Below are 25,168 nucleotides of genomic sequence, written 5' to 3'. Positions count from 1 at the left end.
CCTTTTGTGTCGCGAAACGGCGCTCCGCGCGTTTCGCAATCTCATTCGTTGAGCCCCGCAAAGGCGGCGACAATACGAAAAAAGCCGCCTCGGTTTGAGGGCGGCTTTGTCAGATCATCCGGACATGCGTGATCGTGGCCGCCTTTAGCGAGCCCACCACCAGTTAGCAATGGTCGTCGTCGTGATCATCATGGGCTTTTTCTACCCCAGCTTGGGCCGACTGGCAAGCGGCAAGAAAAACGCCGTTCAACGCCTTCCGCCAGGCGTGTCCATACGTCCATGGATGAAAAGCGCTTTTCACCGGACGACGCTTGCCCTCGCGCCCGCGCGGACTTAATCCGGGAGCAGAAACGCATTGAAAAACAAGCATCAAGGGAGGCAAACATGCCGCAGCCCGCACAAAGCAAGCATTGGTGGAAAGAGGCCGTCGCCTACCAGATCTATCCGCGATCCTTCGCCGATTCCAATGGCGACGGCATCGGCGACATTCCCGGCATCATCGGAAGGCTCGACCATATTGCGAACCTTGGCATCGATGTCATCTGGCTGTCGCCGCATTTCGACAGCCCGAATGCCGATAATGGCTATGACATCCGCGACTACCGCAAGGTCATGAAAGAATTTGGCACCATGGCCGATTTCGACCGCCTGCTTGCCGAAATAAAGAAACGCGGCATGCGGCTGATCATCGACCTCGTGGTCAATCACACCAGTGATGAGCATGAGTGGTTCGTGGAAAGCCGGTCCTCACGCGACAGCGCCAAGCGCGACTATTACATCTGGCGCGACGGTTCGAAGGGCGTTCCCAACAATTTCGTCTCCTATTTCGGCGGTTCAGCCTGGGAGAAGGACGATGCCACCGGCGACTACTACCTGCATTATTTCGCCAAGAAACAGCCGGACCTCAACTGGGACAACGAGAAGGTCCGCGCCGAGGTCTATGATCTGATGCGCTTCTGGCTCGACAAGGGCGTGTCGGGTTTCCGCATGGACGTGATCCCGTTCATCTCGAAGAATTTCGCCTTTCCGAACCTGACCGAGGAGGAGATGAAGGATCCGGGCCGGGTCTACGCCTCCGGGCCGCGTCTGCACGACTATCTGCAGGAGATGAACCGCGAGGTGCTGTCGCATTATGACTGCATGACGGTCGGCGAGGCCGCCGGCGTTTCGGATGCGCAGACGCCGCTTTTCGTCGACGAGGCCCGCAACGAACTCAACATGATTTTCAACTTCGCCGTGGTCATGCTCGATCGTGACGGCTGGCGCTGGAAGCCGCGCAAGCTCACCGACATGAAGGCCACCTTCGACCGGCTCGACAAGGCTGTCGGCATGACCGGCTGGAACACCGTCTTCCTCGGCAATCACGACCAGCCGCGCACCGTCAGCCATTTCGGCGATCCTTCGCCCGAATGGCGCGTGCTCTCGGCCAAGGCGCTGGCGACGATGATGCTGACCATGCGCGGCACGCCCTTCATCTATCAGGGCGAGGAGATCGGCATGGTGAACTACCCCTTCACCGATCTCGACCAGTTCGACGATATCGAGGTGCGCGGCCTTCGCCAAGATTATGTGGAGACCGGAAAGGTCAGCGCCGGGGACCTTCTGGAGAACCTCAACAAGGTGAGCCGCGACCACGCCCGCACGCCGATGCAGTGGGATGCGTCGGCGAATGCCGGCTTCACGACGGCGGAAAAGCCCTGGCTTGCGGTCAACCCGAACTATCCGGAGATCAACGCCGAGGCAGCGCAGGCGGACCAGGGCTCGGTCTATCATCACTATCGCAAGCTGATCGCGCTGCGCCATGAAACGCCTGCCCTCGTCTACGGCACTTACGAGGATCTGGCGCCCGACCACGACGCAGTATTCGCCTTCGAGCGCAAGCTTGATGACACCCGCCTGGTGATCGTCATCAACTTTTCGCGCGAGCCGGTGGAATGGCGCCAGGCGGAGATCAAGGGCGCGGAGGTTATCATCAGCAATGATCCGACCCGTGACGCGAAGATGGCCGAGGACACACTGGCGCTCTCGCCATGGGAAGCGGTGGTGCTGAAGCCCTCCTCCTGACGCATCAGGAGAAGCAGGATGCAAAGCGGCGGCGTGCGCCCGAAGAGATCGCAGGCCGCCGCCCCGGCAAAGCGCACTGCCTCACGTCATCAAGCCTTCGCCGGCAGCACCCGCGCCATGGTGCGTTCGATCACGTCGACCATCACCATCGTCTGGTGATCGACCTCGATGTTGAGCCGGTCGCCGGCATTGTAGCGGGAAAAGGTCGTCTGGCGCAGGGTCTCGGGGATGAGGTTGATGGTGAAGAGGTTGTCTTCGACATCCGCGACCGTCAGGCTGCAGCCGTTGACCGCCAGGAAACCGCGCGGAAAGATGTATTTTGCCCATTCCTCCGGCACGCGGAAGCGAATGAAGGCCTTGTCCTCGGCGGTCGAAATCTCTTCCAGCACCGCCGTCGTCGCCACATGGCCGGCAATCGGGTGGCCGCCGTTCTCATCCGTCATCTTGGCCGATCGCTCGACATTGACAGACTGCCCCGCTTCAAGATCCCCAAGATTGGTGCGCTCCAGCGTGGCGTTCATCGCGTCGAAGGTGACGTTCTTGCCATCAATCCCGGTGACCGAAAGGCAGGTGCCCTCGATATTGACGCTGGCGCCGAGCTTCAGGTCGACGAGCAGGTCATCCGTCAACCTGACGGTAAAGGTCTTGCCGCCCGGATAGGCAGTGATATCCGCAAGCGGACGGACGGCCTGGACGATGCCGGTGTACATGGGTGGAGCCTCCAGTCAGCAATTGGCGTCAGCGATGGCGGCAATATGGTCGGCGGGGCCAACGAAGACAAGCCTCGCTCCGGACACACACTGTCTACCTCCAATGGCCTATGGTTTTGGCGGCAAAGAGAAGGCGTTTGCGAGCGCGATCGATACCCACTCGTCGAAAACCGGATCCGGCAGATCGTCGGCATCAAGGTAATAGAAGCCGGTCATCTTCCGCCCGCCATGGACCATCGGCTGCGGGTGTCCAAGCCGCACGGCGGCGTCAGCATTGTTTTTGCCGATACGAAAGAGAAAACGCCCCTCGCCGGCCTTGCTGCGGCTGGCGGCAGCGACCATGTGGCCGTTGACGAGGAAGCAGAGCCCGCCGAACATCTTCTTTTCGCTCACACCTTCAAGGCCCTCCAGCCTGTGGCGCAGCCGGGCCGTCAGTTCCTCGTCGATCGCCATGGCTTCAGTCTTTCAAATCCTTCGGCGTGCCGGACAGAAAATCGATGAAGGCGTGATGGTAATCGGGATGCCAGCGCGACAGTGGCGGTCGGTTTTCAACGATGTCGCCCATCGCCCACATCATACGCTTTTCGTCCGTCTTCCTGTCGACCTCGCCATCCGGGCAGAGAATGTAGAAATCGCCGGCCTCCAGGCTTTTCAGCATGAAATCGACCGTCTGCTCGGGCGTCCATGCGCCTTCCGGCTTTTCGGTGCGTCCACCCGCCGTCAGCGGGGTGAAGACGAAGCCGGGGATCAAAAGATGCGCCTCGACCTTGCAGTTCTCCCGGTTCCTCAGATCATGCTGCAGCGCTTCGGTGAACGCCTTCACGCCGGCTTTCGAGACATTGTAGGCCGGATTGCCGGGCGGCGTGGTGATGCCCTGCTTCGAGCCGGTATTGATGATCAGCGCCGGTTCGCCATGCGCGATCATGCCGGGAGTAAAGATACGCGTGCCGTTGATGACGCCCAGAAGATTGACGTCGATGATCCGGTCCCAGGGCATCTGCTTGCCGAGAATATCGGTTGCGGGCTGGATGCCGGCATTGTTCATCAGCACATGCACCTTGCCGAAGGCCTGGACGGCGGCGCATTCGAGCTCTTCCAGCGCAGAAAGGTCGGAGACGTCTGCTGCCTGCGCCAACGCTTTCACGCCCTTCTTCTCGGCGAGGACCGCCAGTTCCGCGCCCGCTGCCTTCAGCTTCTCGCTCTTCATGTCGGCGATCATCACATTCATGCCGAGATCGATGAAAGCCTTGGCTGCGGCGAACCCGATGCCCGAGGCTCCACCGGTGATGACGGCGGAATTGCCCTCCTTCAGCGCGGGGTGCTGCGCATTTTTCTGGCTCATGGTCATCCTCCCATTGTCGTCAGGCAGCCTTTGGCCACCCCCGAACCGACGCCCTATCAACAAGGGCCCGGTCCTTTTTTGCGCGCGCCGGCTTCGCCGAAACACGCGTCGGTTCTCGGCTAACTGTTTTCGAGATGAACCGCACTGTCAATCTGCAAATTCGCCCAGACGACAAGTGCAAAGTCGCCTTCCGCACGGGTTTTCCTTGCGTGGCGCTTGAAAGCCGCTAAAACGGCTCGAAACATGCCAAACAGCAGATGGACTTGATTAAGACAATGGCTACGCACAAAGACGTCAAGAAGGTCGTGCTCGCCTATTCCGGCGGCCTCGACACCTCGATCATCCTCAAATGGCTCCAGACCGAATTCGGCGCTGAGGTCGTGACCTTCACCGCCGACCTCGGCCAGGGCGAGGAACTGGAACCGGCCCGCCTGAAGGCGGAACAGGCCGGCGTGAAGGAAATCTTCATCGAGGACGTGCGCGAGGAATTCGTCCGTGATTTCGTCTTCCCGATGTTCCGCGCCAATGCCGTCTATGAAGGCGTCTACCTGCTCGGCACCTCGATTGCCCGTCCGCTGATCTCCAAGCGCCTGATCGAGATCGCCCGGGAAACCGGCGCCGACGCGATTGCCCACGGCGCCACCGGCAAGGGCAATGACCAGGTTCGTTTCGAACTTTCGGCCTATGCGCTGAACCCGGACATCAAGATCATCGCGCCCTGGCGTGACTGGACGTTCAAGAGCCGCACCGACCTTCTGGAATTTGCCGAACGGCACCAGATCCAGATCGCCAAGAACAAGCGCGGCGAAGCGCCTTTCTCCGTCGATGCCAACCTGCTGCATTCGTCTTCCGAAGGCCGCGTGCTGGAAGATCCGGCCATCGAGGCGCCGGAATATGTGCATATGCGCACGGTTTCGCCGGAAGCGGCCCCCGACAAGGCGACGATCATCAAGATCGGCTTTGAGAAGGGCGACGCCGTTTCCATCAATGGCGAGCGCCTGAGCCCGGCAACGCTGCTCGCCAAGCTCAATGATTACGGCCGCGACAACGGCATCGGTCGTCTCGATCTGGTCGAAAACCGCTTCGTCGGCATGAAATCACGCGGCGTTTACGAGACCCCCGGCGGCACGATTCTTCTGGCCGCGCATCGCGCCATGGAAAGCATCACGCTGGACCGGGGCGCCGCGCACCTCAAGGACGAGCTGATGCCGAAATATGCCGAGTTGATCTATTACGGCTTCTGGTTCTCGCCCGAGCGCTACATGCTGCAGGCCGCCATCGACAGGAGCCAGGAACATGTGGAAGGCGAAGTGACGCTCAAGCTCTACAAGGGCAATGTCATCGTCACTGGCCGCGAGAGCGACAAGTCGCTCTACTCCGAAGCGCTCGTCACCTTCGAGGACGACCACGGTGCTTACGACCAGAAGGACGCCGCCGGCTTCATCAAGCTGAACGCCCTGCGGCTCAGAACGCTCGCCAAGCGCGACAACGGCTGATCGCAAAGCCGGATTGCCAGAAAGTCAGAGAGGCGGGGCCATAGGCTCCGCTTTTTTCGCAATGATCAGACGATCTCTTCCAAAGTTAGGTAAGCTTGGCAAAGCGCGATCGCGAAATAGACCTCCGCGACCAGCCCCAAAATGTTTCCGAACAGGCCGGAAGCCAACCAGTCGAGCCAGGCGACGTGGTCTGGCGCGAGCGCGCCGGCCAGCCATGGAAGCAGTAAGGCAAGTGCGGCAATAGAAATATTGAGCACGAGAAAACGGAAAGACAGCGAACCGAAGCTGTTTCGTCCGCGCCTGAGCGCCGCCGAGAATTCCGTGTTTTGACCATAGAGATAGGCCGGAAGCCAAGTGCCGAGATAGGCAAACGTCAAGGCTTCGAATACGGCCGCGGCCAAAAGACTGGTGATGATAAGGGCGATGCCGGCTTCGACCGAGGTTACCGAAAATGTCGTCGTCAGAAAGGCCAGAAGGGTGGGACCGGCAATGGAGATCGTTCCGAGTGCCATGCTTCTCAGCGAAAACCCGATGCATTCACGGATGTCGACCGCCTCCCCCTTGCGAAAGGGGTTGAGCGCGCCGCGCCGCAGCAGACGCCGGTAAATGAGGTAGTCGACAACAGACCCCGCAACAAAGAGGACGAGCCCGACGAGAAGGGCAAAGGGGATCGAAGCATCGGCGGCCCAGTCGAGAACGGCATAGGCGACCGCAACAAAAGCAAAAAAACCAAAATTGTTGCCTATGAAACTGATTGTGTTTCGAAACATCGTCATCCTCCCGCCGATCAGGATCACAACTTATACGCGAAGAACCATCTCAGGCAAGCGGTTCGGAGGCCTGGATGTCGCCTCTCGGAGCTTCGTGTTCGACCGCAAGATGCGGACGCTCGGCAATGCAGAGCGAGACATAGCTCAAGACCGCTATCGCGCCCATTGTCGGAACGATGACCTGAAGGGCGAAGACAGGCGAGCCGATGGCCGCGGCAATGATGCCGGTGACAAGGCCTGCGCCCATCTGCATGAAGCCCATCAGCGCGGAGGCCGAGCCGGCGATTGACGGAAACGGCAGCAATGCCGCGTTCATCGTATAGGGCATGACGAAGGCGATGCCGAAGGCAAAGCTTGCGACCGGAAGCATGACCGAAAGATAGCTGATCGGCAGAAGTTCGACCGACACGGCAATTGCGGAAGCGCCGAGAGCGATGAAGAGCAGCCCGACCCTGACGAGGGAACGGGAGGAAAAACGGCCAAGGACAAAGCGGAACACCACGGAGCCGACGAAATAGGATCCGGTCTGCAGCAGCATGCCCACGCCGTATTGCGACGGCGTCAGGCCTGCAACCTTGATCAGCACAAAGGGCAGGATCGAGGCCAGCGCATAAAGCGTGCCGGCCGATGAGGCAATCAGAAGCGATGCGGCCATGAACCGTCCGCTGGCGAGAAGGCGGCCATAGGCCTTGAGCAAAGGCAGTGGCCGCGCCTTTTCTCGATCGGGCACGACGGTTTCCGACATCATGGTGACGAGGATGGCGGTAGAGGCCGCGCCGAAACCCGCCATTGTCAAGAAGATCGCCTTCCAGTCGAAGACGGACAGGATGAGGCCGCCAACGGTGGGCGCGATGGCAGGCCCCACGGCGAGCACGATGCCGATCATGTTCATGATGCGGGCCGCGGGCTCGCCGGTAAACTGGTCGCGGACAATGGCGCGCCCGACCGTCAGCCCGGCCGAGGCGCCGATCCCCTGGACCAGCCTTCCGAGAAGCAGCGAGTTCACGTCCCAGGCGAAGACGGCGAGGAGACTGCCGATCATGTAGACCATCAGAAAACCGATCGCCGTCTTCCTGCGCCCGAAGGCGTCGGCGAGCGGACCGGCAACCAGCATCGCGAAGGCGAACCCGCCGAAGAAGACGGAGAGCGACAGCTTGATCGCGGCATCCGTCGTGTCGAAAGCGATCGCAAGCGTCGGCATGGCTGGGGTATAGATGGCGAGCGAAAACGGGCCGAGCATGGTCATCATCGCGCCGATCAGGCTGGAGCGCCGCTCGCTCATCTTCGGCGTTGGTTGGGTCATTCCGTCGGTCATGGTCATTCCTGCAAGCGCCGCGAGAAATTGCCGCGCATGGTCTTCAGCGCGGTTCGCAGCATCTGTTTTTCTTGCTCGGAAAGGCCCTCCTCAACCTCTTCGATCAGTTCATCGGAGTGGCGCCGGATCGCGGAAAGGACCGCGCCCGCGCGCCTGGTGATGTGAATGCATTTCGCCCGGCCGTCGCTTGGATCGGACCGCCTTTCGATCAGCCCCGCTTTTTCCAGCCGATCAAGGTAACGCGAGAGCGTCATCGGCTCGATGCCAAGCTCCTCGGCGATCCCGCTTTGCCTGGCGCCCTTGCGCGCGGCAATGCGCGACAGCGCCCGCGCCTCGCCCGGCGTGACGCCAAGGCCCGCGGCGCCGATCCTGCGCTCGAAGGCGGCGCGGAACAGGCGTGCGACATCCGTCAGGAGGAAGCCAAGGCGGTCGGCGTTGAGCTCGTTGTCCATCAAAAATCCGGCAATTGCAATTTAATAAGTCTTGCTTACTATTTCCTCTGACGATCATCAAGCCCTGCTTTTTTCGGTCGCGGCAAGACAGCCCCTTGTCAGAAGACCGGCGATGGCTCACACATCGAAAAACCGCGCTTGCGGACAGGCATGAGAACGGGAATGACGGCTATGGCAGATGCAAAAGAACGCAATCCGGCACTGACAACCTGGGACGGGGCTTTGGGCCTGCCGCATTTCGACCGGATATCGGACGACGACTTCGCGCCCGCCTTCGAGCGGGCCATGGCCGACCATCTAGCCGAAATCGATGCGATCGCGGACAATTCCGAGGCGCCGAGCTTCGTCAACACGGTGGAGGCCCTGGAAGTCGCAGGCGACGCGCTTTCGCGGGTCGCGGCCATCTTCTTCACCCGCGCCGGCGCCGACACCAACCCGGCAATCCAGGCGCTGGAGCGCGAGATCGCGCCCAAGCTCTCCGCGCATTATTCGAGGATCGGCGCCAACAAGGCGCTGTTCTCCCGCATCGACGCGCTCTGGCGGGACCGGCAGTCGCTTGGACTGACCGAAGAACAGGCAATCGTGCTGGAGCGCCACTGGAAGGGGCTTGTGCGCAGCGGCGCGCAGCTTGCCGGGGACGAGCAGCAACGACTTGCCGCCATCAACGGACGCCTTGCCGAGCTCGGCACCCGGTTCGGCCAGAACGTGCTTGCCGACGAGAGCGAATGGGCCATGTTTCTGACCGAGGACGACGAGCTTGCCGGCCTTCCCGATTTCCTCACCGACGCCATGGCGGGCGCCGCCGCCGAGCGCGGCCGACCGGATGCCCATGCCGTGACGTTGTCGCGCTCGATCGTCGAGCCGTTTCTCACCCTTTCATCACGGCGGGACCTGCGCGAAAAGGCCTTCCGCGCCTGGACGGCGCGCGGCCTCTCCGGCGGCGAACATGACAACCGCGCCGTCATGAAGGAGACGCTGGCGCTTCGGGCCGAAAAGGCGAAGCTGCTCGGCTACGAGAATTTCGCGGCCCTGAAGCTCGACAACACCATGGCGAAGACGGCGGACGCGGTGGACACGCTTTTGATGGATGTCTGGGAAAAGGCCGTAGGCGCTGCGGGCGAAGACGAGAAGGAGCTTCAGGCGCTGGTCGCCGAAGAGGGCGCCAACCACGAGATTGAGGCCTGGGACTGGCGCTATTACGCCGAGAAGCTCAGGACCCGAAAATTCGCCTTCTCCGAGAGCGAGGTGAAGCCCTATCTGCAGTTGGAAAAGATCCTTGATGCCTGTTTCGCGGTGGCCGGGCGTCTCTTCGGCATCTCTGCCGTCCACCGTCCGGATATCGTCGCCTATCACCCCGATGTCCGCGTTTATGAGATCCGCGACGACAAGGACGAGGCTTTCGCGATCTTTCTGGGCGACTATTTCAATCGCGCCACCAAACGCTCCGGCGCCTGGATGAACGCGCTGCAGAGCCAGCACAGGCTGATGCTTCCGAACGGTAACAAGGGCGAACTGCCGATCGTCATCAATGTCTGCAATTTCGCCAAGCCGGCCGAGGGCAAGCCGGCGCTGTTGTCCCTCGATGACGCGCATACGCTGTTTCATGAATTCGGGCACGCGCTGCACGGCATGCTGTCCGATGTCACCTACCCATCCGTCTCCGGCACCGGCGTCGACCGGGATTTCGTCGAACTCCCTTCACAGCTTTACGAACACTGGCTGACCGTGCCCGAGATCCTGCGCGCCTACGCCCTCAATTACCGCACGGGTGAGGCCATGCCTGACACCCTGATGGAGAAGGTGCTCAAGGCGGCCAACTTCAATCAGGCCTTCGCGACTGTGGAATACACCGCCTGCGCCCTCGTCGACATGCATCTGCACACGGCTGCAACGCCGCCGGCCGACCCCGTTGCCTTCCAGGACGGCGTGCTCAACGCGATCGGCATGCCCAAGGCGATCGCCATGCGCCATGCCATACCGCACTTCCTGCATATCTTCGCCGGCGACGGCTATGCGGCCGGTTACTATTCCTACATGTGGTCGGAAGTGCTCGACGCCGATGCCTTCGAGGCGTTCGAGGAGACGGGCGACGTCTTTGATCCGCAGAAGGCCGAGCGCCTCAGAAAGGAGATCCTCTCCAAGGGCGGATCGGTTCGCGCGGAAGACGCCTATCGCGGTTTCAGGGGTAAAATGCCAAGCCCGGATGCCATGCTGCGCGGGCGCGGCCTGACAGGCTGAGAAACCAGGCTATGCCCCAGACGCAGCCGTCAGGGGCGCGGCGCTATCGGCAGCGGATAGCAGCAGCTGGTCGAACTCGACGCCGAAAAGCCCCAGCAGAATGATAACAACGACCAGGGCAACTACAATCCAGAATGGCTTGCGGTTGTAGATGGGCGTAGGCCTGAAACAGTAGGAACAAGTCTTGGTCCCGAACCTCAACTCATGATGGCATTCACATTCGAACAGTCTAAGATTCTTCAACGTCTGCAAAACCCAATTGTTGCCTCACCCTTCCTTAGACGGTGGCGGCATTTTCATCCCTTAGCTGAATACATGGCTTTCATACGCACGGTTTGTTGTCAGCACTACTCAACTTTGAATGGTCATTTATGAACGAAACCTGAAACGCCCGCCTACCACGTTTGGTTCCCAGAAAAAAAGCAAAAATTATCGTATGACAACAAAGGCTTCCTTGTTAGCGCTAACGAGAGGCCATCTGAACGTAAGTCTTCATTTTCGCTTCCGCACACTTGCTGCAATGCATACTAAATACACACCGGAGATTGAATGCACGGCCTTTCATGATCGAACGTGAATGCCTGACCACGCGCAACTAATAAAACATAAACGATAGCTTTTTGTAATATTGCTGCTCTCGCCGCACGTCTATCGAATTTCCGCGCTGCGAAAAGAGCGATCACGTCGCCCAGAATCGGGATCTTCACAAATGCGTGATTAAATCGGATAGGCGAGCTTTTTCCCGGAAGGGTGGAATGCGACGAAAATCCTGTCATTCGCCATTCTGAACCTACCGCTGATCGGGTATAGGTCTTTGCAACAGGCAGCGCCGCTGTCGTCTCTTTATTCTGGTCAGGCAACAAGAACATGAACGCCTCCCCGAAAAAACGCCTTGTCATTGGAATCAGCGGCGCTTCCGGCATCATCTACGGGCTTCGCGCCCTTCAGATCTTGCGCGGGCTTGATATCGAGACGCATCTCGTGATGACGGCATCGGCAAAGGTCACGCTCGGGCACGAGACCGAACTGAGCCTCGACGCCGTCCATGCCATGGCCGACGTCGTCTACGCCCCGGATGATATCGGCGCGGCAATCGCCAGCGGCTCTTTCCGCACGATGGGCATGCTGGTCGCCCCATGTTCGGTCCGCAGCCTGTCCGAGATCGCCACGGGCGTGACGGCCGGGCTCCTGAGCCGCGCCGCCGACGTGATGCTGAAGGATCGCCGCCGGCTGGTGCTGATGGTGCGCGAGACCCCGCTCCACCTCGGCCATCTGCGCGCCATGACCCAGGCGACAGAGGCCGGCGCGATCATCATGCCGCCGGTGCCCGCCTTCTACGCCCGACCGGAAAGCCTCGATGACATGGTGACCCAGACGGTGGCCCGCGCGCTCGATCTCTTCGGCATCGACAACGATCTGGTTCGACGGTGGGGCGAATGAGATAACGATGTCGTGCGCGAGAACGCCGAGCGCCCGTTCGGTCTCACAAAGGACGCCGTAACCTCTTGAATCTACGCATCGGGCTTTCCATGCCCTCGCGCCGGTCGTATGCTCCTGCCGGAAACCCGGCGTGAGAGAACGACGGGCCCAGAACAGGACACCACCGCCATGCAGCCCGAAATTCGCGTCCTGGACCTTGCCGAAATCGAAACGCTTCTTGACTGGGCAGCCGCCGAAGGCTGGAACCCCGGGCTCGGCGATGCGGCTCCGTTCCAGGCGGCAGACCCAGAGGGTTTCTTCGGCTGTTTTGTCGAGGGGGCCATGGTCTCCGGCATTTCAGCCATTGCCTATAGCGACGCGTTCGGCTTCATCGGCCTCTACATCACCCGAAAGGATGTGCGCGGCAAAGGCTATGGGCGGCTCGTCTGGGAACGCGCAATCGCCTATCTCTGGGGCCGCACGATCGGGCTTGACGGCGTGCCGGAGCAGCAACCGAACTACGCCCGGATGGGGTTTGTCGCCGACTACGGCACCGCGCGCTGGAGCGGCGTGATCGATGCCGCGCACTGCGCCGGTCATGCCGAAACCCGCAAGGCCACCGAGACGGACCTGGACCGCATCGCCGCTTTCGATGCGGCCTTCTTTCCCGCGCCCCGCAAGGCCTTTCTCGGCGCCTGGCTTGCGGCGGCGACGAGCGCGCGGCTGATCGAGAAGGACGGCGAAATCTTCGGCTATGGCGCTGCGCGAGCCTGCCGGGACGGCTCGAAGATCGGCCCGCTCTTTGCCAAGACACCGCAGGCCGCCAAGGCGCTTCTGGCGGGGCTTGTCGCCGATATCGGCAGCGGGCGGGTCGATATCGACGTACCGCTCATCCAGCTTGGCTTCATCGCCTGGCTGGAGGCTGCCGGCCTTGCCCGCGGCTTCGAGACCGCGCGGATGTATCGCGGAACGGCCCCGGCGCTGCACATGGCCGGCGTCTTCGCCGTCACCAGCCTCGAGCTCGGATAGGCCTCCAACAAACAGAAGGGCGACGACCGCTTCACCAGTCGTCGCCCCTTCTTGGGCTGGGGCCGGAATGGAACCCGCGCCTACCAGGCCGTAAAGCCGCCGTCGACGACGACGTTCGAGCCGGTCATGTAGGACGAGGCATCGGAGGCGAGGAAGCGGATCACGCCGTTGTATTCATCGACCTCGGCCTGGCGACCGAGCGGCACGCGCTCCAGGAAGGCATCGATGAATTCCTTGTCGTAGGAACCGGTCTTCACGCCGCCAAACGAGATGATGTTGCAACGGACCTTCTTGGGCGCCCAATAGGTCGCAAGATAGCGCGTCAGGTTCAAAAGACCCGATTTCGATGCCGCATAGGAAACGGCCTTGACGAAGGGCACGCCGTCGCGCTCCAGCCGGTAGGCGTAAAGCGCCTGGTTGGGCGAGACCATGCCGTACATCGAACCGACATTGATGATCGAACCGCGTTCCTTTTCAGCCATCTTGGTGCCGACGACCTGGCTGGTCAGCATCACGCCGGTGAGATTGGTATCGATGATCTCGTCCCAGTATTTCTGCGGATACTCCTCGAAAGGCGCATTCTGGTCGGCGGCGCCATCGGGCTTGGAATCGATGCCGGCATTGTTGACGAGCACATGCGGCACGCCCCAGTCGGCGATCAGCTGGTCGGTCGCGGCCTGAAGCGCCGCCTTGTCGGTGACCGAGGCCTCGTAGACCCTGATCCGGTCCTCAAGGTCGGGGAACTTTTCCGCGATCTGTTCTTTCGAGAACGGGCGTCGGGAGTAGATCGCAACCTTGGCGCCGGCTTCTGCCAGCGATTTCGAAAACTGGGTGCCGAGCTGGCCCAGTCCGCCGGTGACGACGATGATACGACCTTCAACGGAGAACATCTTGTCCATGGTTTTTCGTCCTTTCAGAAGGGTGGTGTTTGAATTGGCGGCGCACCCGCCGGGATGGATTTATTGCGGGTTTTGCACCGCGTCTTCTTCGCCCGGCGCGCCGCGCCGGAAATAGAGGATCGAACGGATGGCGGTCGCAACCAGGATGAGGCCGACGACCACGCCGAGGAAGGCGGCGATGGGACGTTCGAAGAAGCCGAGAAGATTGCCGCCCGATATCTGCATCGACATGATGAAATTGCGCTCCAGCACTGGCCCCAGAACAAGGCCGAGAATGACCGGCGCGATCGGAAAGCCGTTGCGCTCCATCAGATAGCCGACGACGCCGGCAATCAACATGACCCAGACGCCGAACAGCGTGTTGTTGACCGCATAGGAGCCGAGGAAGCAGCACACCAGAATGATCGGCACGATCACCGAGCGCGGGATCGAGAGAACATGGCGGGCGAGCTTGATCGCGGCATAGCCGAGCGGAAACAGAAGCAGGTTCGCGACAAAGAAGCAGAGGATGATCGCCGTCGGCATTGACGGGTTTTCGACAAAGAGCCTCGGCCCCGGATTGACGCCCTTCATGAACAGGACGCCGACGGCAATGGCGGTGACGGCGTCGCCCGGGATGCCGAAGACGAGCGCCGGGATCCAGGCGCTGGAAAGCCCGGCATTGTTCGACGAGGTCGACTCGATCAGTCCCTCCGGATGACCGGTGCCGTATTTCTCCGGTGTCTTGGAGAAGCGCTTGGACATGCCATAGGCAATCCAGGCCGCCAGATCGCCGCCGATGCCCGGCAACGCGCCGACGGCCGTGCCGAGCGAGGCGCCGCGCACGAAGGAGAACGGATATTTGCGGAACAGGCCGAATATGCCCTGAAACGGCACGATCTTTCCAAGCTTCGGCATTTCCGCGCCGCTGCCGGTCTGGCCGGTGGTGAAGCCGCGCAGGATTTCCGAAAAGGCGAACATGCCGATCATGACGGGGATGAAGGAGACCCCGCCCATCAGTTCCATCTGGCCAAAGACGAAGCGCGGCGCGCCGGTGGTGATGTCGAGCCCGACCGTGGAGATCAGCAATCCGATCAGCAGGGAGGTGAAGCCACGCGTCGCATCGCTGCCGGAGACCAGCGCGCAGGTCAAAAGACCGAGCACGGCCAGCCAGAAGAACTCGAAACTGGAGAAATTGAGCGAGATCTTCGCCAGCAGCGGGCCGGTGACGAGCAGGACGGTGGCGCCGACAAGGCCGCCCATGGCGGAAAAGAAGAAACCGATGGAAAGCGCGGTCGAAGCCTTGCCCTTCAGCGTCATCTGATAGGATTCGTCGGTATAGGCGGCGGAAGCCGGCGTTCCGGGAATGCGCAGGAGCGTGCCCGGCATGTCGCCGGCCGATATCGCCATGGCCGTCGAAGAGACGATCAGCGCGATTGCCGGCACCGGCGCCATGTAGAAGGTGACCGGCACCAGAAGTGCGGTCGACATGGTCGCCGTCAGCCCCGGCAACGCGCCGATGAACAGCCCGTAGACGGCGCCAAGCAGGATGGCGAGCAGCACTTCCGCCTGGAAGACGATCGAAAGGGCCTGAAGAAGAGTTTCGACGCTCATGATAATATCCCTCCCAGAAGGCCGGCGGGAAGCGGCACAAGCAGGCCTTTCGAAAAGCCGACATAGAGAAGAAGCACGACGGTGGGGCTGACGATCACCGTGACCAGCCAGGGTGCGCCCATCAGCAGCATCAACACGGCCATGTAGACGAAGGCGTAGAGCGGAAAGCCGACGCTTTCGAACAGGAAGATGCCGAGCACGAGGCCGGCAAGCGTCCAGAAGGCAGCCAGCTTCTTGCGCGTCGGCACATGCCATTCGGAAAGGTCGACAAGCTTCTGCCCGCCGCCGGCGATGAAGGCGCCCATGCTGATGGCAATGCCCAGCCCGATAAAGCCGATGCCCACGAGCATGGGCATGAGGTCCGCACCGAAGCGCACGCCCGGAACCGTGGGGAGCTGCGTTGCCCCCACGATCACGGCCGCTCCGAAGAGCGACAAAGCGGGCCCGGTAATCCGGTCGCTGATTTTCATGTCAGTTCACTCCGACGGCGTTACTTCGCCAGACCCAGAACCTTCATGGTCTCGGCGAGACCTTCATAGTCATTGTAGACCGTCTGCTTGAAGGTCGCGGCGTCCTGGTAGGCGACCGAGAAGCCGCGCGACGACATGAACGTCTGGAAGTCGGCGTCATCGCAGATTTCCTGAAGCGCCGCTTCGAGCTTCTCGACGGTTTCGGCCGGAAGACCGGCCGGCCCCGCAAGTCCGCGGAACGGCATCGGCGACCACTGGACGTCAAGCACTTCCGTCGTGGTCGGGATATCGGGGAAGAGCGGGCTGCGTTCGTCGGCGATCAGCGCCAGCGTCGCCACTTCGCCGGCCTCGACCAGCGAACGGGCTTCCGCAGGCGATGTGGAGACCACGTCGATGGCGCCGGCGGCGAGTTGCTGCAGGGCGGGCGCCGAGCCGTCGGAGGCAACCCAGGGGCTCGCGTCCGGCGCAATGTCGAGCTTGTTGAGAAGCCCGGCCCAGGCAAGATGCGAAAGACCGCCGCGATTGGCGCCCGACGCGGTGATCGTGCCAGGATTGGCCTTGACGTCATCGATCAGCGCCTGCACGCCGTCATAACCGGCGTCCGCCTGCACGTTGATGCCGATCGCATCGGCGTTGTAGCGCCCGATATAGTCATAGCTGTCCGGATTGACGCCCGGCAGGCCCTGGGTTTCGTACATCGTGCTTTCGATAGTGATGACGCCGATCGTGTAGCCGTCCGCCTTGGCGTTGGCGATGGCCGAGTGGCCGACAAGGCCGCCGCCGCCGGTGCGGTTGACGACATTGAAGGGCTGGCCGAACTTTTCTTCCAGGTCGGCGGCAACGGCGCGCGCGGTGGCGTCGGTTCCGCCGCCGGCCGACCACGGCACGATCACGGTCACGGCGCGCTCCGGCCATTCGGCATGGGCCGCGCCCGCAAGCCCGAGAAGGGCCGCAGCGGCAACCGTTGTGTGGACAAGTGTCTTCAGAGTGGATTTCATATCTACCTCCCGTTGTGAGTCTTTCTTCGAACCCGCTTTTTTGGGCGACCCCGCAGTGACATAACACTTGACTTATGACTCATGACATAAGTATTGTCAACCGAGCGAAAAGGAAACGGAACGCATGATGAGAACCGAAGCCGAAAAGGCGAATGGCGGACTGCTGAAACGACGCGAGCGGCTGCATTCGGAAGTATCGTCCATTCTCGAGAGCCGCATCCTGAACGGCGATCTCAAGGTCGGCGACCGGCTCGATTCCGAAAGCGCCATCGCCAACGAGTTCGGCGTTTCCACCCGGTCCGTGCGCGAGGCGATCCAGGTGCTGGAGACCAAGGGCCTGGTGCGCCGCCGCCATGGCGAGCGCACGGAAGTGGTGCGTGACGACGTCGACGGCTATCTCGAGACGCTGGCCGTCACCGTGCGCCAGCGCTTTTCGACCGATCCCGACTATCTGCTCCAGCTCATGGCCGTGCGCCGGATGATCGAGGCCGAGGTTCTGGAAATCCTGACGGACCTTGAGAGCCCGGTGACGCCGGAGATCGAGGCCGCTCTTCAAGCCATGCGCACCGCGCGCGACGATGGCGATTTCTCCGGCTTCGTCAATGCCGACGCAGCCTTCCACCTGGCGCTGGTGCACGCGACCGACAACCAGGTGCTTCAGCACATCTATGACAATCTTTCCGGCCTCATCAACGAGGTGATGCACATCTCGAGCCGCGTGCCGACCAAATCACTCGACGAGGCCTATGCCGAACACGCCAGCATTTTCGACCTGATCATGGCCCGCGACAAGGCCGGATCCAAGGCGCTGCTGCGCGCGCAGATCGATAATTCCGCGGACTACCTGCGGCAGGCGATCGAGAAATCAAACCAGAAAAAAGCCAGAAAAGAGGAATGAAATGGCCGACTTCGATTATTCGGACACCGACTGGGAGGCGATCGAACGTCTGAAGAAATGGTATTCCGGCGATATCCATGACAGCATGGAAGCGCTCGGACTGTGGGGCTGCCTGGAAGGCATCTCGCTGCTTGGCGCGCTGGAACCGGGCGACGTGGTCTGCGGCCCGGCCGTCACAGTCCTGTTCGAGCCGTCCGACCGCAAGGGCGAGCCACAGGACGTCTATCACAACGCCATCGACAATGCGCCCAAGGGCGGCATCATGGTCTGCGACGCCTCCTGCGCGCCGGGCTCCTGCTCGGGCGAACTGATGAGCACCGGCGCCAAGACCCACGGCTGTGCTGCGACCGTCGTCAACGGCACGGTGCGTGACCTCGCACAGGTACGCGCGCTCGGCTATCCGCTGTTCGGCACCATGCCGAGCCCGATCGGCGTGACCGGCAAGAAGGAACCGAAAAAAAGCCAGGTGCCGCTTAAGATCGGCAAGGCGACCGTCAAGCCCGGCGACGTGATCTTCGGCGACATCGACGGCGTGGTCGTCATTCCGAAGGAACACGTCAAGGCCGTTGCCGATCAGGCAGACGCACTCGGCAAGGAAGAGGCAACCAATCGCGACCGCATTCTTGCGGGCGAAAAGCTGCAGGCCATCTGGCCGGCAGAATAAGAAAAGTCTCCCTCCCCCACTGGCCCCGCAACGCGCATGCATTGCCGTTTCGGGGCCTTTTCCGTGGGAAGGGACGCTCTGTTTCAGGCAGGTTCCCGGCCGGCGTCGTCCCTGCCGCTGCGCGGCAAGATCTTCTCGGGATCATCGGGCAGGTCCGCCACGATCGTATAGATCACGCCGGTCGGACGGTATTCGATCCTGGCCGTTCCATCCATGGAATGGGCGACGATCTCCTCGATCATGCGGGAACCGAACCCGCGTTTCTTCGGTGGCTCGACCGGCGGCCCGCCCATCTCGCTCCAGTGAAAATGCAGCGTGCGGTGACCGTTCTTGACGATTTCCCAATGGATCGTCACCGAACCGCCGGGCACTGAGAGCGCGCCGTATTTGGTGGCGTTGGTCGCCAGTTCGTAAAGCGCCAGCGATAACGCGGACACCGCCTGTTCGTTGAGGATGACGCGCGGTCCGCCGACCTTGATATCAGCGCCCCTGAACGGCTCCATCACGTCGCCGACAAGCGCCCTCAGTTCGGCCGAGTTCCAACCCTCCTTGGTCAAAAGGTCCTGCGCCGTCGACATGGCCCGGATGCGGCCGAACGCGATGCTTTGCGCCTCCTCAAGTGATTTGGCTGACTTCAGCGATTGTGCAAAGATCGACTGAGCGATCGCCAGCGAATTCTTGACCCGGTGATTGAGCTCGCGGGCAAGCAGCTTCCTGTGCTCCTCCGCTTCCTTGCGCTCGGTGATATCCTGGGTGATGCCGCTGATGAACTGGTGGCCGCCGGGCGCGCCGGAGAGTTGGCCGCGCGCCTCCAGCCAGCGCAACTCCCCCTTCGGCGTGCGGATCCGATAGACCAGATGGAGATCCTCCTCGCCGCGGATCGTGCGTTCAAGCCCCTTGCTCCAGGTTTCGAAATCCGCCGGATCGACCGCCTTGCGGGCATCGTCGAAGTTCAACCTGTCGGCCGGCGCGAGGCCGTAATTGGCCTTGGCCTGGGCAGAGGTGATCAACCGCTTTGTCCCGAGCTCGAGCGTCCACGACCCCATCTTGGCAGCCTCCAGAATGAAGCGCAGCCGGTTTTCGGAGGCTCTCAGGTCATGGATGCGCTGCTCGATCTGCTCTTCGAGCTCCTCCTGCGAGACATGCATCTCGGCGATCCGCCGCCGCTCCGGCGTAACGTCAAACTGCGAGGCGAAGAAATAGGTGAGCTCGCCTTCATCATCGAAGACCGGCGAGATCAGCACGCGGTTCCAGAAACTCGTGCCATCCTTGCGATAGTTGAGCAGGTCGATCTCGATCGGTTCCTGCCGCGCAATCGCGTCGCGCACTTTGGTCACATCATCGGAATTGGTGCCCGTGCCCTGCAGGAACCGGCAATTCCGGCCCAGGATCTCATCCCGCCCATAGCCCGTCAGCCGCAGAAAGGCGTCGTTGGCGAAAACGACCGGGTTGTCAGGCTGCGCCGGATCGGTGATCAGCATCGGCATCCGAGTGGTGCGGACGGCTGCAGCAAAAGGATCGTTTGAGGCCGCAACACGATGGATTTCATGTTCGATCCGGGCTTCGTCTGGTTGGTTCATCTATTGCTTCTGACATGGAAAAGGCGGGTGTTTACCACACCATAGCCGCAAGGCTATCGCCCCGCCATTATTTTTGAGGGCAAGGAAAATTTTCCTCGGCCGACCGTCCTCTTGCCGCCGAAGCCTTTCATCCGGCCCCGTTTCAGATGGTCGTCTTGAAGCGTTCCGTGAATTCGTCCATCGGTACCGGCCGGCCGAACAGAAAGCCCTGCCCTTTCCCGCAGCCCATTTCCAAAAGGACGCGACGCTGCGCCTCGGTCTCCACGCCCTCCGCGAGACATTCGAGGCCAAGCTTTTCAGCCATGGTGACCATCACCGAGCAAAGCGAGCGAGCCGCCGTCTCTTCGGACAGGTGGCTGACGAAGCTGCGGTCGATCTTCACCACATTGATCGGCAGCGTGTTGAGGTGACCGAAGGAGGAATAGCCCGTGCCGAAATCGTCAAGCGAGACGTGAAAGCCGAGGCGAGACAGGAGCGCGACCTGGCGGATCGCGACGCGTCCGTGCATGGCGATCGCCTCGGTCACCTCGAATTCCAGCCTTCGCGGATCAAGACCCAGTGCGTCCGTCCGGCGACAGAGCCATGCGGCAAAGCCCGGCACGTTCAGATCGGCCATGGACAGATTGACGGCAACGCGCAGCGGCTCCGCGTCCTCACGCATATGGGTCCGGGACCAGTCGGCAACCTGCCGCAGCACAAACCCGGTCAACGCCCGCGTCATGCCGGTGCGCTCGGCGATCGGAATGAACTCGGCTGGTGAGATCGCCTCGTCACCGAGTTGCCAACGCAACAGCGCCTCCGCGCCATACACCCGGCCCGTGTCGAGAAAGACCTTCGGTTGAAGGGCGACGGAAAAGCCCTTGCCGGTTTCCACGCTGACCTTCAGCGCTTCCTCCAGCCGCCCTTGCCTTTCCCAGGCGCGACGCTCCGCCTTGCCGTAGCGCACATGCGCGCCATCCTCGACGCTTCTGATGTGGATCAGCGCGGCTGTTGCGACGCTGACGGCGCGCGAACGGTCTTCCGGCAGATCATCCATCGGGATCATTACGGACGTCGGACGCGGCGCGAGCTCGATGCCATCCACGAGATAGGCCTCGTCGAGCACGCGAGAAAGACCGTGGGTGGAAAGTACGCTCCCAGGATCAACGATCCCGAATGCCCCTTCCGAGATCAGAGCGATCGTGCATTTTCCCTGGCAGATCTGATCCAGACGCGCATAGGCTTCCTGCATCACCTTGTTGGCGACAGCGCTGCCGAAGGACGCAACCATGCTCTGGTAATCGCAGACATGCACCTTGACGATATGGCCGTCACGAGAAAGATCGAGGGCGGCCTCAAGCGCGTGCTCGAACGCATTGAGATTGGGAAGGTCCAGAAAGGCATCACGGAACGCCAGGCGGTCCAGTGCCTCGATCAGGGTGAGATTGCGAAAGCCGACTGCGATATTGCTCGAAAAGAGCCTGAGAAGGTCGAGTTCGGGATGCCCCACGGGGCGGTCGGTCTCCATCGCAGCGAACAGGACGCCGTCATCACCATTGTCGATCCGCAGGCCGAGATAATCACGGGCAAAGACCGGCTCCTCGCTTGCCTGCGCCCTTTCGAACAGGTCTGTCATTTCCCGCCCCGCCTCCGTCAGCGGCAGTTGGCCAAGGCTGGAGAACCGACCGGTACCGGCCACCACGCGCATCTCGCCGGATGATTTTTCCCGGGCGCTCACCAGACCGTTGGCCTCCACCCTGAGGAGCGCCGCAATCTGGATCAGAACGCCCTCGGCGAACATCTCAAGGTCGTTACGCCGGAAAAGCTGCCGCGCGCTTTTGACGATCAGCTCCAGGCCCTCGCGGCTGCGCGACATGGCGCGAATGCTGTCAAAAGCGCGAATGGAGGTGGTCAAAAGCGAGATCAGCCGTGTCCGCGTCAGTTCGTCCTTGGTGTGATAACCGTCGATCTCGTAATTGGTCACCACTGAAAGCTCGGGCGCGTAGCCGGGATAGCCGGTGCGAAGCACCACGCGCATATCCGAAAACCCCATGTCTCTCAGCGCCTTGACGAGCTTCATCCCGGCATCGTCGGTCTCCATCACGACATCGATCATCGAAACCGCGATATCCTCGTGCTCTCTGACACGCATCATCGCCTCTTCGACGGAGTGCGCCGAGACGGTTTCGAGCGGTCGGCCGAAGATCGAGACATCCTGCAGCGCATAGTCTGTTGCCGCATGAACGTCCGGGTTGTCGTCGACCACCATCACCTTCCACGGACGGCAGCCAACCGCGGCACCGCTTTCGATCGTGTCGTCGAAGAGTTCGAGCTCCAGATCATCGTTCATGGGCCGTGCTCCTTCGTCTGATAGGCATTCGAGTCGATACCGCGAAGCGGTGAGACGAGCGGGATCAAGAGCGTGATCCGCGTCCCCGCGCCCGGCGCGCTGTCGACGGTGATGTCACCGCCGAGCACGCCGGTGACGATGTTGTGGACAATGACAAGGCCGAGCCCGCTGCCGCCCTTGCCAAAAGAGGTGGAGAAAAACGGATCGAAGATCCTGTCCCGGTGCTCCGGCGCGATACCGCAACCATCGTCGGCAACGGTGATGGCCACGCGGCCACCGTCCTTTCCCTCGGCCGTCACGGTAACGGTGCCGGCAGCGCCGTCGGGGAAAGCATGGAGGCGGGCATTGTTGATGAGGTTGGTCACCGCCTGGCCGAGCGGACCCGGGCAGCTGTGCATCCGCACATCGTCCATCGGCCCCGACACAAGCCGCACATTGCCCTTTGAGAATTGCGGCTGGAGAAGCGAAATCGTGTCGAGCAGGTAGCGCTCGAGCGAAAAACGCCGACGACGGTCGCTCGCCTGATCAACGGCGATCTGCTTGAAATTGCCGATGATCTCCGAAGCGCCTTCAAGCGCCTCTCGGGTCATCCGGGTGCCGTGACGGATGTCATCGAGCGCCCGGGCGAAGGCATTGCGACCGACCCGCCCCTCCTGCAGGGCCTCCTGAAGGCTTTCCGCACGCCGGTCAATCGTTGTCGCGACCATCATGGCGTTGCCGATGGGCGTGTTCAGCTCGTGCGACACGCCGGCCACCAGACCGCCGAGGCCCGCGAGCCGGTCAATGCGCACCATGCGCTCTTCCGCCGCCCGGACCCGCGCCTCAGCCGCCCGACGATGGTTAATCAGCCGGCTGGCGAGCGCGGCAAACACTGCCGAGGCGAGGAAGAGGACGGCGAAGCCCGGCAGGTTTTCCGATGACACAAAGGCCGGCGCGCGCGGATAGGCGACCAGCAGATACCAGGGCGTATCCGCCGTCTCCACACGTTCAAACCCGGCGTCTTCGGCGATCGTCTCGCCGAGCGGCAGGCCGGCGAAAACATAGCGCTGCGCCCCGCCCTGGTGCTCGACGCCGGCCTTCATGTCGGTAAAGAGCTCTGGCGCGCGTACAGCGAGCGTCGTCTCCTTATCGAACATGAAGCCCCAGCGATCGCGCCGCGCCACCCCGCCCATCCAGTAGCCATCCGCGTTCAGAAGCTGGATCCGTCTGACGAAGGGAGAGGCGAGCAAATCGAGCTTCACCAGGATGCTTGACGCATCGAGATTGACAACGAGCACGCCGCGTCGAACGCCGTCCGCTGTGAAAACCGGCGCCGCCAGGCGAAGCACCGGCTGCCAGGGTTCCTCGATCATGCCCCCCTCGACATTGAGATCCAGCGGCGAAAGATAGAGCGATCCGGCCGGCAGGCTATTGGCCGCCTGAAAGTAATAGCGCGCGGATTTGTCCTGCAGGTCGGATTGTCCGACCGGGACGATAGCATCTCCGACGCGATCGACGCGGACCTGCTCCATGCCGTCGGCGGCGATGTAGCGCAATTGCGCGATATCGGGCTTCGCCCGCACCCAGGCGGAAAAATCCTGGACGAGCGCTGCGGTTTCGACTTCACCTTCAAGGCGCCCCTTGAAGGCATAACCGTCTTCAATCACGTTGAGAAACTGCGCATAGTCGGCAATGAAGCCGCTGACCCAGATATCTGCAAGACGCAAGGCGCCTTCGGCCTGCAGCCGGCTGCGCTGTTCCTGAAGGCGCTGCTCGACTGAATAGGAAACGTACCAGATGAGGAGAATGATCGTGAAGGCGGCAGCAAACAGCGCCAGCATGAGCCGCCATTCGTCCATGGTCGGCATGCGTACAATTCTGCCCAGGAAACTCCGGAGTGTGCCTCGCATATCATGTTTCCGCGTCATTGGTGGCGTCGTCGATGTCTAACATCAGCCTCTACTAATAAGAGTATCGCCAAATTCACGAATTTGTAGCTACCACACGTTGAATCTCCGACTTCAGCGTTCAATCTTCATTGAATTCGAATATTGCTTGAAAAGTATCTACTTGTTTTATTAACTTAAACATAAAGCTGAATTGCGGTTTTCGACGGGTTCGTCTTGCCTGCAGAGCGGTGTCGGCATGCACCAATAGGTAACGATCGCGAGAAAACTAAATCGTTACAGCTCCCGTATAAGGCTGGCCATCCGTTCGCTCTCGCAGGACCGGCATGAGCGTGTCCGGCCCTTACCTGCGCGCGGGCAACCCTTTTTCCGGAATGGCAAACAGCAGGCGGTAGCGGGCAAAGATCACGGCCACCAGCACCGCGATCCATGCGCCGTAGAAAAGTCCGGTCGAGATATCGCTCGGGTAATGTGCGCCGACGGCGACGCGGGCATAGGCGAAGAAGATGGCCACGCTGGCAAAAACCGGCCCCATGCGGGGAAACAGCAATGCCAGCGCGGCAAAGACGGCGCCGGATGTCGTGGCATGGCCGGAAGGAAAGCTCGCATAGTCATAGGCCCAGCCGCCGAACTGGAAATGGAAGTCGCCGACATTGTCGAACAGCGACGGACGCGCCCTGCCGATCAGCCGCTTCACGACATTGACCGAGGCGCTGGCGAGCGCCACGCTGGCGAAGACATAGAATGCCTGATGGGCGACATGAACGGCACGGTATTTCACCGCTGTCCTGTCAGCGAAGGCAAGAGCCGCAAGCGCGCCAAGCGTCACCGCCCCGCTGGTCACCAGGATCCAGGGCGAAGTGGTCAGATCCGTCAATCGCGCGGCAAGGTCCTGGAATGACGCCGACATCGCATCGCGGGCGGAGGCGACCGGACCGTCAAGCGCCGCAAGAGACAGAAGCGCCATGGTCGCGGCCGGAAGAAGAAACCATGGCCAGCGCGTGGCGGAAAGCGAG

Annotated in this window: 22 protein-coding genes; 7 read left to right on the top strand and 15 right to left on the bottom strand. The window is 61.5% G+C overall.

Features of this window, described 5'->3' with window-relative positions; all coding sequences use genetic code 11:
- Positions 1-384 precede the first annotated feature (384 nt).
- A complete protein-coding gene (locus FF124_RS04765; RefSeq protein ID WP_138747331.1) occupies positions 385-2,064 on the top strand; it encodes an alpha-glucosidase in 1,680 nt (559 codons plus the stop codon).
- An 89-nt stretch (positions 2,065-2,153) separates the two neighbouring features.
- On the opposite strand, the gene FF124_RS04760 is transcribed toward FF124_RS04765, so the two are convergent.
- The 3 genes from FF124_RS04760 to FF124_RS04750 all read right to left on the bottom strand — a co-directional run bounded on the left by FF124_RS04760 (position 2,154) and on the right by FF124_RS04750 (position 4,116).
- On the bottom strand, positions 2,154-2,774 hold the full coding sequence (locus FF124_RS04760; RefSeq protein WP_138747330.1) for a riboflavin synthase subunit alpha: 621 nt from the start codon (positions 2,772-2,774) through the stop codon (positions 2,154-2,156).
- 108 nt (positions 2,775-2,882) lie between these two features.
- On the bottom strand, positions 2,883-3,227 hold the full coding sequence (locus FF124_RS04755; RefSeq protein ID WP_138747329.1) for a TfoX/Sxy family protein: 345 nt from the start codon (positions 3,225-3,227) through the stop codon (positions 2,883-2,885).
- A gap of 4 nt (positions 3,228-3,231) precedes the next feature.
- Positions 3,232-4,116: an SDR family NAD(P)-dependent oxidoreductase gene (locus tag FF124_RS04750; protein ID WP_138747328.1), complete on the bottom strand. Its 885-nt coding sequence runs from the start codon at positions 4,114-4,116 to the stop codon at positions 3,232-3,234.
- Positions 4,117-4,391: 275 nt separating this feature from the next.
- On the opposite strand from FF124_RS04750, the gene FF124_RS04745 reads away from it, so the two are divergent.
- A complete protein-coding gene (locus FF124_RS04745; RefSeq protein ID WP_138747327.1) occupies positions 4,392-5,612 on the top strand; it encodes an argininosuccinate synthase in 1,221 nt (406 codons plus the stop codon).
- Between the two features lie 65 nt (positions 5,613-5,677).
- Here the strand turns inward: FF124_RS04745 and FF124_RS04740 are convergent, their stop codons facing one another.
- From FF124_RS04740 to FF124_RS04730, 3 genes are read right to left on the bottom strand one after another with little or no spacing between them, the layout of a single operon-like run.
- Complete coding sequence (locus tag FF124_RS04740; RefSeq protein ID WP_138747326.1) at positions 5,678-6,409, bottom strand: hypothetical protein; 732 nt, start codon at positions 6,407-6,409, stop codon at positions 5,678-5,680.
- Positions 6,410-6,431: 22 nt separating this feature from the next.
- The gene (locus FF124_RS04735) at positions 6,432-7,697 is read right to left on the bottom strand and encodes a multidrug effflux MFS transporter (protein ID WP_246072172.1); all 1,266 of its coding nucleotides are present in this window, start codon (positions 7,695-7,697) and stop codon (positions 6,432-6,434) included.
- 2 nt (positions 7,698-7,699) lie between these two features.
- Positions 7,700-8,149 carry a MarR family winged helix-turn-helix transcriptional regulator gene (locus tag FF124_RS04730; RefSeq protein ID WP_138747325.1) on the bottom strand — a complete coding sequence of 150 codons (450 nt, stop codon included), beginning with the start codon at positions 8,147-8,149 and terminating at the stop codon, positions 7,700-7,702.
- A gap of 171 nt (positions 8,150-8,320) precedes the next feature.
- Here FF124_RS04730 and FF124_RS04725 point away from each other — a divergent pair, with 171 nt between their 5' ends.
- The gene (locus tag FF124_RS04725; RefSeq protein ID WP_425462504.1) at positions 8,321-10,387 is read left to right on the top strand and encodes a M3 family metallopeptidase; all 2,067 of its coding nucleotides are present in this window, start codon (positions 8,321-8,323) and stop codon (positions 10,385-10,387) included.
- 527 nt (positions 10,388-10,914) lie between these two features.
- On the opposite strand, the gene FF124_RS04720 is transcribed toward FF124_RS04725, so the two are convergent.
- The gene (locus tag FF124_RS04720) at positions 10,915-11,256 is read right to left on the bottom strand and encodes a hypothetical protein (protein WP_138747323.1); all 342 of its coding nucleotides are present in this window, start codon (positions 11,254-11,256) and stop codon (positions 10,915-10,917) included.
- On the opposite strand from FF124_RS04720, the gene FF124_RS04715 reads away from it, so the two are divergent.
- Positions 11,255-11,827 (top strand): UbiX family flavin prenyltransferase, encoded by a 573-nt coding sequence (locus FF124_RS04715; RefSeq protein ID WP_138747322.1) that lies wholly within the window; start codon positions 11,255-11,257, stop codon positions 11,825-11,827. The genes FF124_RS04720 and FF124_RS04715 overlap by 2 nt on opposite strands.
- A 168-nt stretch (positions 11,828-11,995) precedes the next feature.
- Positions 11,996-12,835 carry a GNAT family N-acetyltransferase gene (locus FF124_RS04710; RefSeq protein WP_138747321.1) on the top strand — a complete coding sequence of 280 codons (840 nt, stop codon included), beginning with the start codon at positions 11,996-11,998 and terminating at the stop codon, positions 12,833-12,835.
- A gap of 80 nt (positions 12,836-12,915) precedes the next feature.
- Here FF124_RS04710 and FF124_RS04705 read toward each other — a convergent pair whose 3' ends face one another.
- The 4 genes from FF124_RS04705 to FF124_RS04690 are packed head-to-tail and all read right to left on the bottom strand — an operon-like array spanning position 12,916 to position 16,795.
- Complete coding sequence (locus FF124_RS04705) at positions 12,916-13,734, bottom strand: SDR family oxidoreductase (RefSeq protein ID WP_138747320.1); 819 nt, start codon at positions 13,732-13,734, stop codon at positions 12,916-12,918.
- 60 nt (positions 13,735-13,794) lie between these two features.
- Entirely contained in the window at positions 13,795-15,327 is a 1,533-nt protein-coding gene (locus FF124_RS04700) for a tripartite tricarboxylate transporter permease (protein WP_138747319.1), read from the bottom strand.
- Positions 15,324-15,797: a tripartite tricarboxylate transporter TctB family protein gene (locus tag FF124_RS04695; protein WP_138747318.1), complete on the bottom strand. Its 474-nt coding sequence runs from the start codon at positions 15,795-15,797 to the stop codon at positions 15,324-15,326. Before FF124_RS04695 ends, FF124_RS04700 begins: the two co-directional genes overlap by 4 nt.
- 20 nt (positions 15,798-15,817) lie before the next feature.
- Positions 15,818-16,795: a tripartite tricarboxylate transporter substrate binding protein gene (locus FF124_RS04690; RefSeq protein ID WP_138747317.1), complete on the bottom strand. Its 978-nt coding sequence runs from the start codon at positions 16,793-16,795 to the stop codon at positions 15,818-15,820.
- Positions 16,796-16,919: 124 nt separating this feature from the next.
- On the opposite strand from FF124_RS04690, the gene FF124_RS04685 reads away from it, so the two are divergent.
- Both FF124_RS04685 and FF124_RS04680 read left to right on the top strand, forming a co-directional pair.
- The gene (locus tag FF124_RS04685) at positions 16,920-17,693 is read left to right on the top strand and encodes a FadR/GntR family transcriptional regulator (RefSeq protein WP_138747316.1); all 774 of its coding nucleotides are present in this window, start codon (positions 16,920-16,922) and stop codon (positions 17,691-17,693) included.
- A 1-nt stretch (position 17,694) separates the two neighbouring features.
- Entirely contained in the window at positions 17,695-18,357 is a 663-nt protein-coding gene (locus FF124_RS04680) for an RraA family protein (protein ID WP_138747315.1), read from the top strand.
- A gap of 83 nt (positions 18,358-18,440) precedes the next feature.
- On the opposite strand, the gene FF124_RS04675 is transcribed toward FF124_RS04680, so the two are convergent.
- The 4 genes from FF124_RS04675 to FF124_RS04660 form a co-directional block, all read right to left on the bottom strand.
- Positions 18,441-19,937 carry a PAS domain S-box protein gene (locus FF124_RS04675; RefSeq protein ID WP_138747314.1) on the bottom strand — a complete coding sequence of 499 codons (1,497 nt, stop codon included), beginning with the start codon at positions 19,935-19,937 and terminating at the stop codon, positions 18,441-18,443.
- A gap of 142 nt (positions 19,938-20,079) precedes the next feature.
- Positions 20,080-22,266, bottom strand: coding sequence for an EAL domain-containing protein (locus FF124_RS04670; protein WP_138747313.1), 2,187 nt, complete (start codon positions 22,264-22,266; stop codon positions 20,080-20,082).
- Positions 22,263-24,113 carry a sensor histidine kinase gene (locus tag FF124_RS04665; RefSeq protein ID WP_187326809.1) on the bottom strand — a complete coding sequence of 617 codons (1,851 nt, stop codon included), beginning with the start codon at positions 24,111-24,113 and terminating at the stop codon, positions 22,263-22,265. Before FF124_RS04665 ends, FF124_RS04670 begins: the two co-directional genes overlap by 4 nt.
- 382 nt (positions 24,114-24,495) lie before the next feature.
- Positions 24,496-25,119 (bottom strand): phosphatase PAP2 family protein, encoded by a 624-nt coding sequence (locus tag FF124_RS04660; protein ID WP_187326808.1) that lies wholly within the window; start codon positions 25,117-25,119, stop codon positions 24,496-24,498.
- Positions 25,120-25,168 lie beyond the last annotated feature (49 nt).

Source organism: Martelella lutilitoris, assembly GCF_005924265.1.
Lineage (GTDB): Bacteria > Pseudomonadota > Alphaproteobacteria > Rhizobiales > Rhizobiaceae > Martelella > Martelella lutilitoris.
Note: the sequence above shows the minus strand (reverse complement) of the source record. Positions and strands in the feature narration are given on the sequence as shown.

Coding starts and splice junctions, on each gene's coding strand:
- FF124_RS04705 (WP_138747320.1), bottom strand. CDS start 13,734: ATGGACAAGATGTTCTCCGTTGAAGGTCGTATCATCGTCGTCACCGGC.
- FF124_RS04745 (WP_138747327.1), top strand. CDS start 4,392: ATGGCTACGCACAAAGACGTCAAGAAGGTCGTGCTCGCCTATTCCGGC.
- FF124_RS04725 (WP_425462504.1), top strand. CDS start 8,321: ATGGCAGATGCAAAAGAACGCAATCCGGCACTGACAACCTGGGACGGG.
- FF124_RS04700 (WP_138747319.1), bottom strand. CDS start 15,327: ATGAGCGTCGAAACTCTTCTTCAGGCCCTTTCGATCGTCTTCCAGGCG.
- FF124_RS04665 (WP_187326809.1), bottom strand. CDS start 24,113: ATGCCGACCATGGACGAATGGCGGCTCATGCTGGCGCTGTTTGCTGCC.
- FF124_RS04720 (WP_138747323.1), bottom strand. CDS start 11,256: ATGTTCTTGTTGCCTGACCAGAATAAAGAGACGACAGCGGCGCTGCCT.
- FF124_RS04685 (WP_138747316.1), top strand. CDS start 16,920: ATGATGAGAACCGAAGCCGAAAAGGCGAATGGCGGACTGCTGAAACGA.
- FF124_RS04750 (WP_138747328.1), bottom strand. CDS start 4,116: ATGAGCCAGAAAAATGCGCAGCACCCCGCGCTGAAGGAGGGCAATTCC.
- FF124_RS04680 (WP_138747315.1), top strand. CDS start 17,695: ATGGCCGACTTCGATTATTCGGACACCGACTGGGAGGCGATCGAACGT.
- FF124_RS04730 (WP_138747325.1), bottom strand. CDS start 8,149: ATGGACAACGAGCTCAACGCCGACCGCCTTGGCTTCCTCCTGACGGAT.
- FF124_RS04695 (WP_138747318.1), bottom strand. CDS start 15,797: ATGAAAATCAGCGACCGGATTACCGGGCCCGCTTTGTCGCTCTTCGGA.
- FF124_RS04670 (WP_138747313.1), bottom strand. CDS start 22,266: ATGAACGATGATCTGGAGCTCGAACTCTTCGACGACACGATCGAAAGC.
- FF124_RS04715 (WP_138747322.1), top strand. CDS start 11,255: ATGAACGCCTCCCCGAAAAAACGCCTTGTCATTGGAATCAGCGGCGCT.
- FF124_RS04760 (WP_138747330.1), bottom strand. CDS start 2,774: ATGTACACCGGCATCGTCCAGGCCGTCCGTCCGCTTGCGGATATCACT.
- FF124_RS04675 (WP_138747314.1), bottom strand. CDS start 19,937: ATGAACCAACCAGACGAAGCCCGGATCGAACATGAAATCCATCGTGTT.
- FF124_RS04735 (WP_246072172.1), bottom strand. CDS start 7,697: ATGACCGACGGAATGACCCAACCAACGCCGAAGATGAGCGAGCGGCGC.
- FF124_RS04765 (WP_138747331.1), top strand. CDS start 385: ATGCCGCAGCCCGCACAAAGCAAGCATTGGTGGAAAGAGGCCGTCGCC.
- FF124_RS04690 (WP_138747317.1), bottom strand. CDS start 16,795: ATGAAATCCACTCTGAAGACACTTGTCCACACAACGGTTGCCGCTGCG.
- FF124_RS04710 (WP_138747321.1), top strand. CDS start 11,996: ATGCAGCCCGAAATTCGCGTCCTGGACCTTGCCGAAATCGAAACGCTT.
- FF124_RS04660 (WP_187326808.1), bottom strand. CDS start 25,119: ATGGCGCTTCTGTCTCTTGCGGCGCTTGACGGTCCGGTCGCCTCCGCC.
- FF124_RS04755 (WP_138747329.1), bottom strand. CDS start 3,227: ATGGCGATCGACGAGGAACTGACGGCCCGGCTGCGCCACAGGCTGGAG.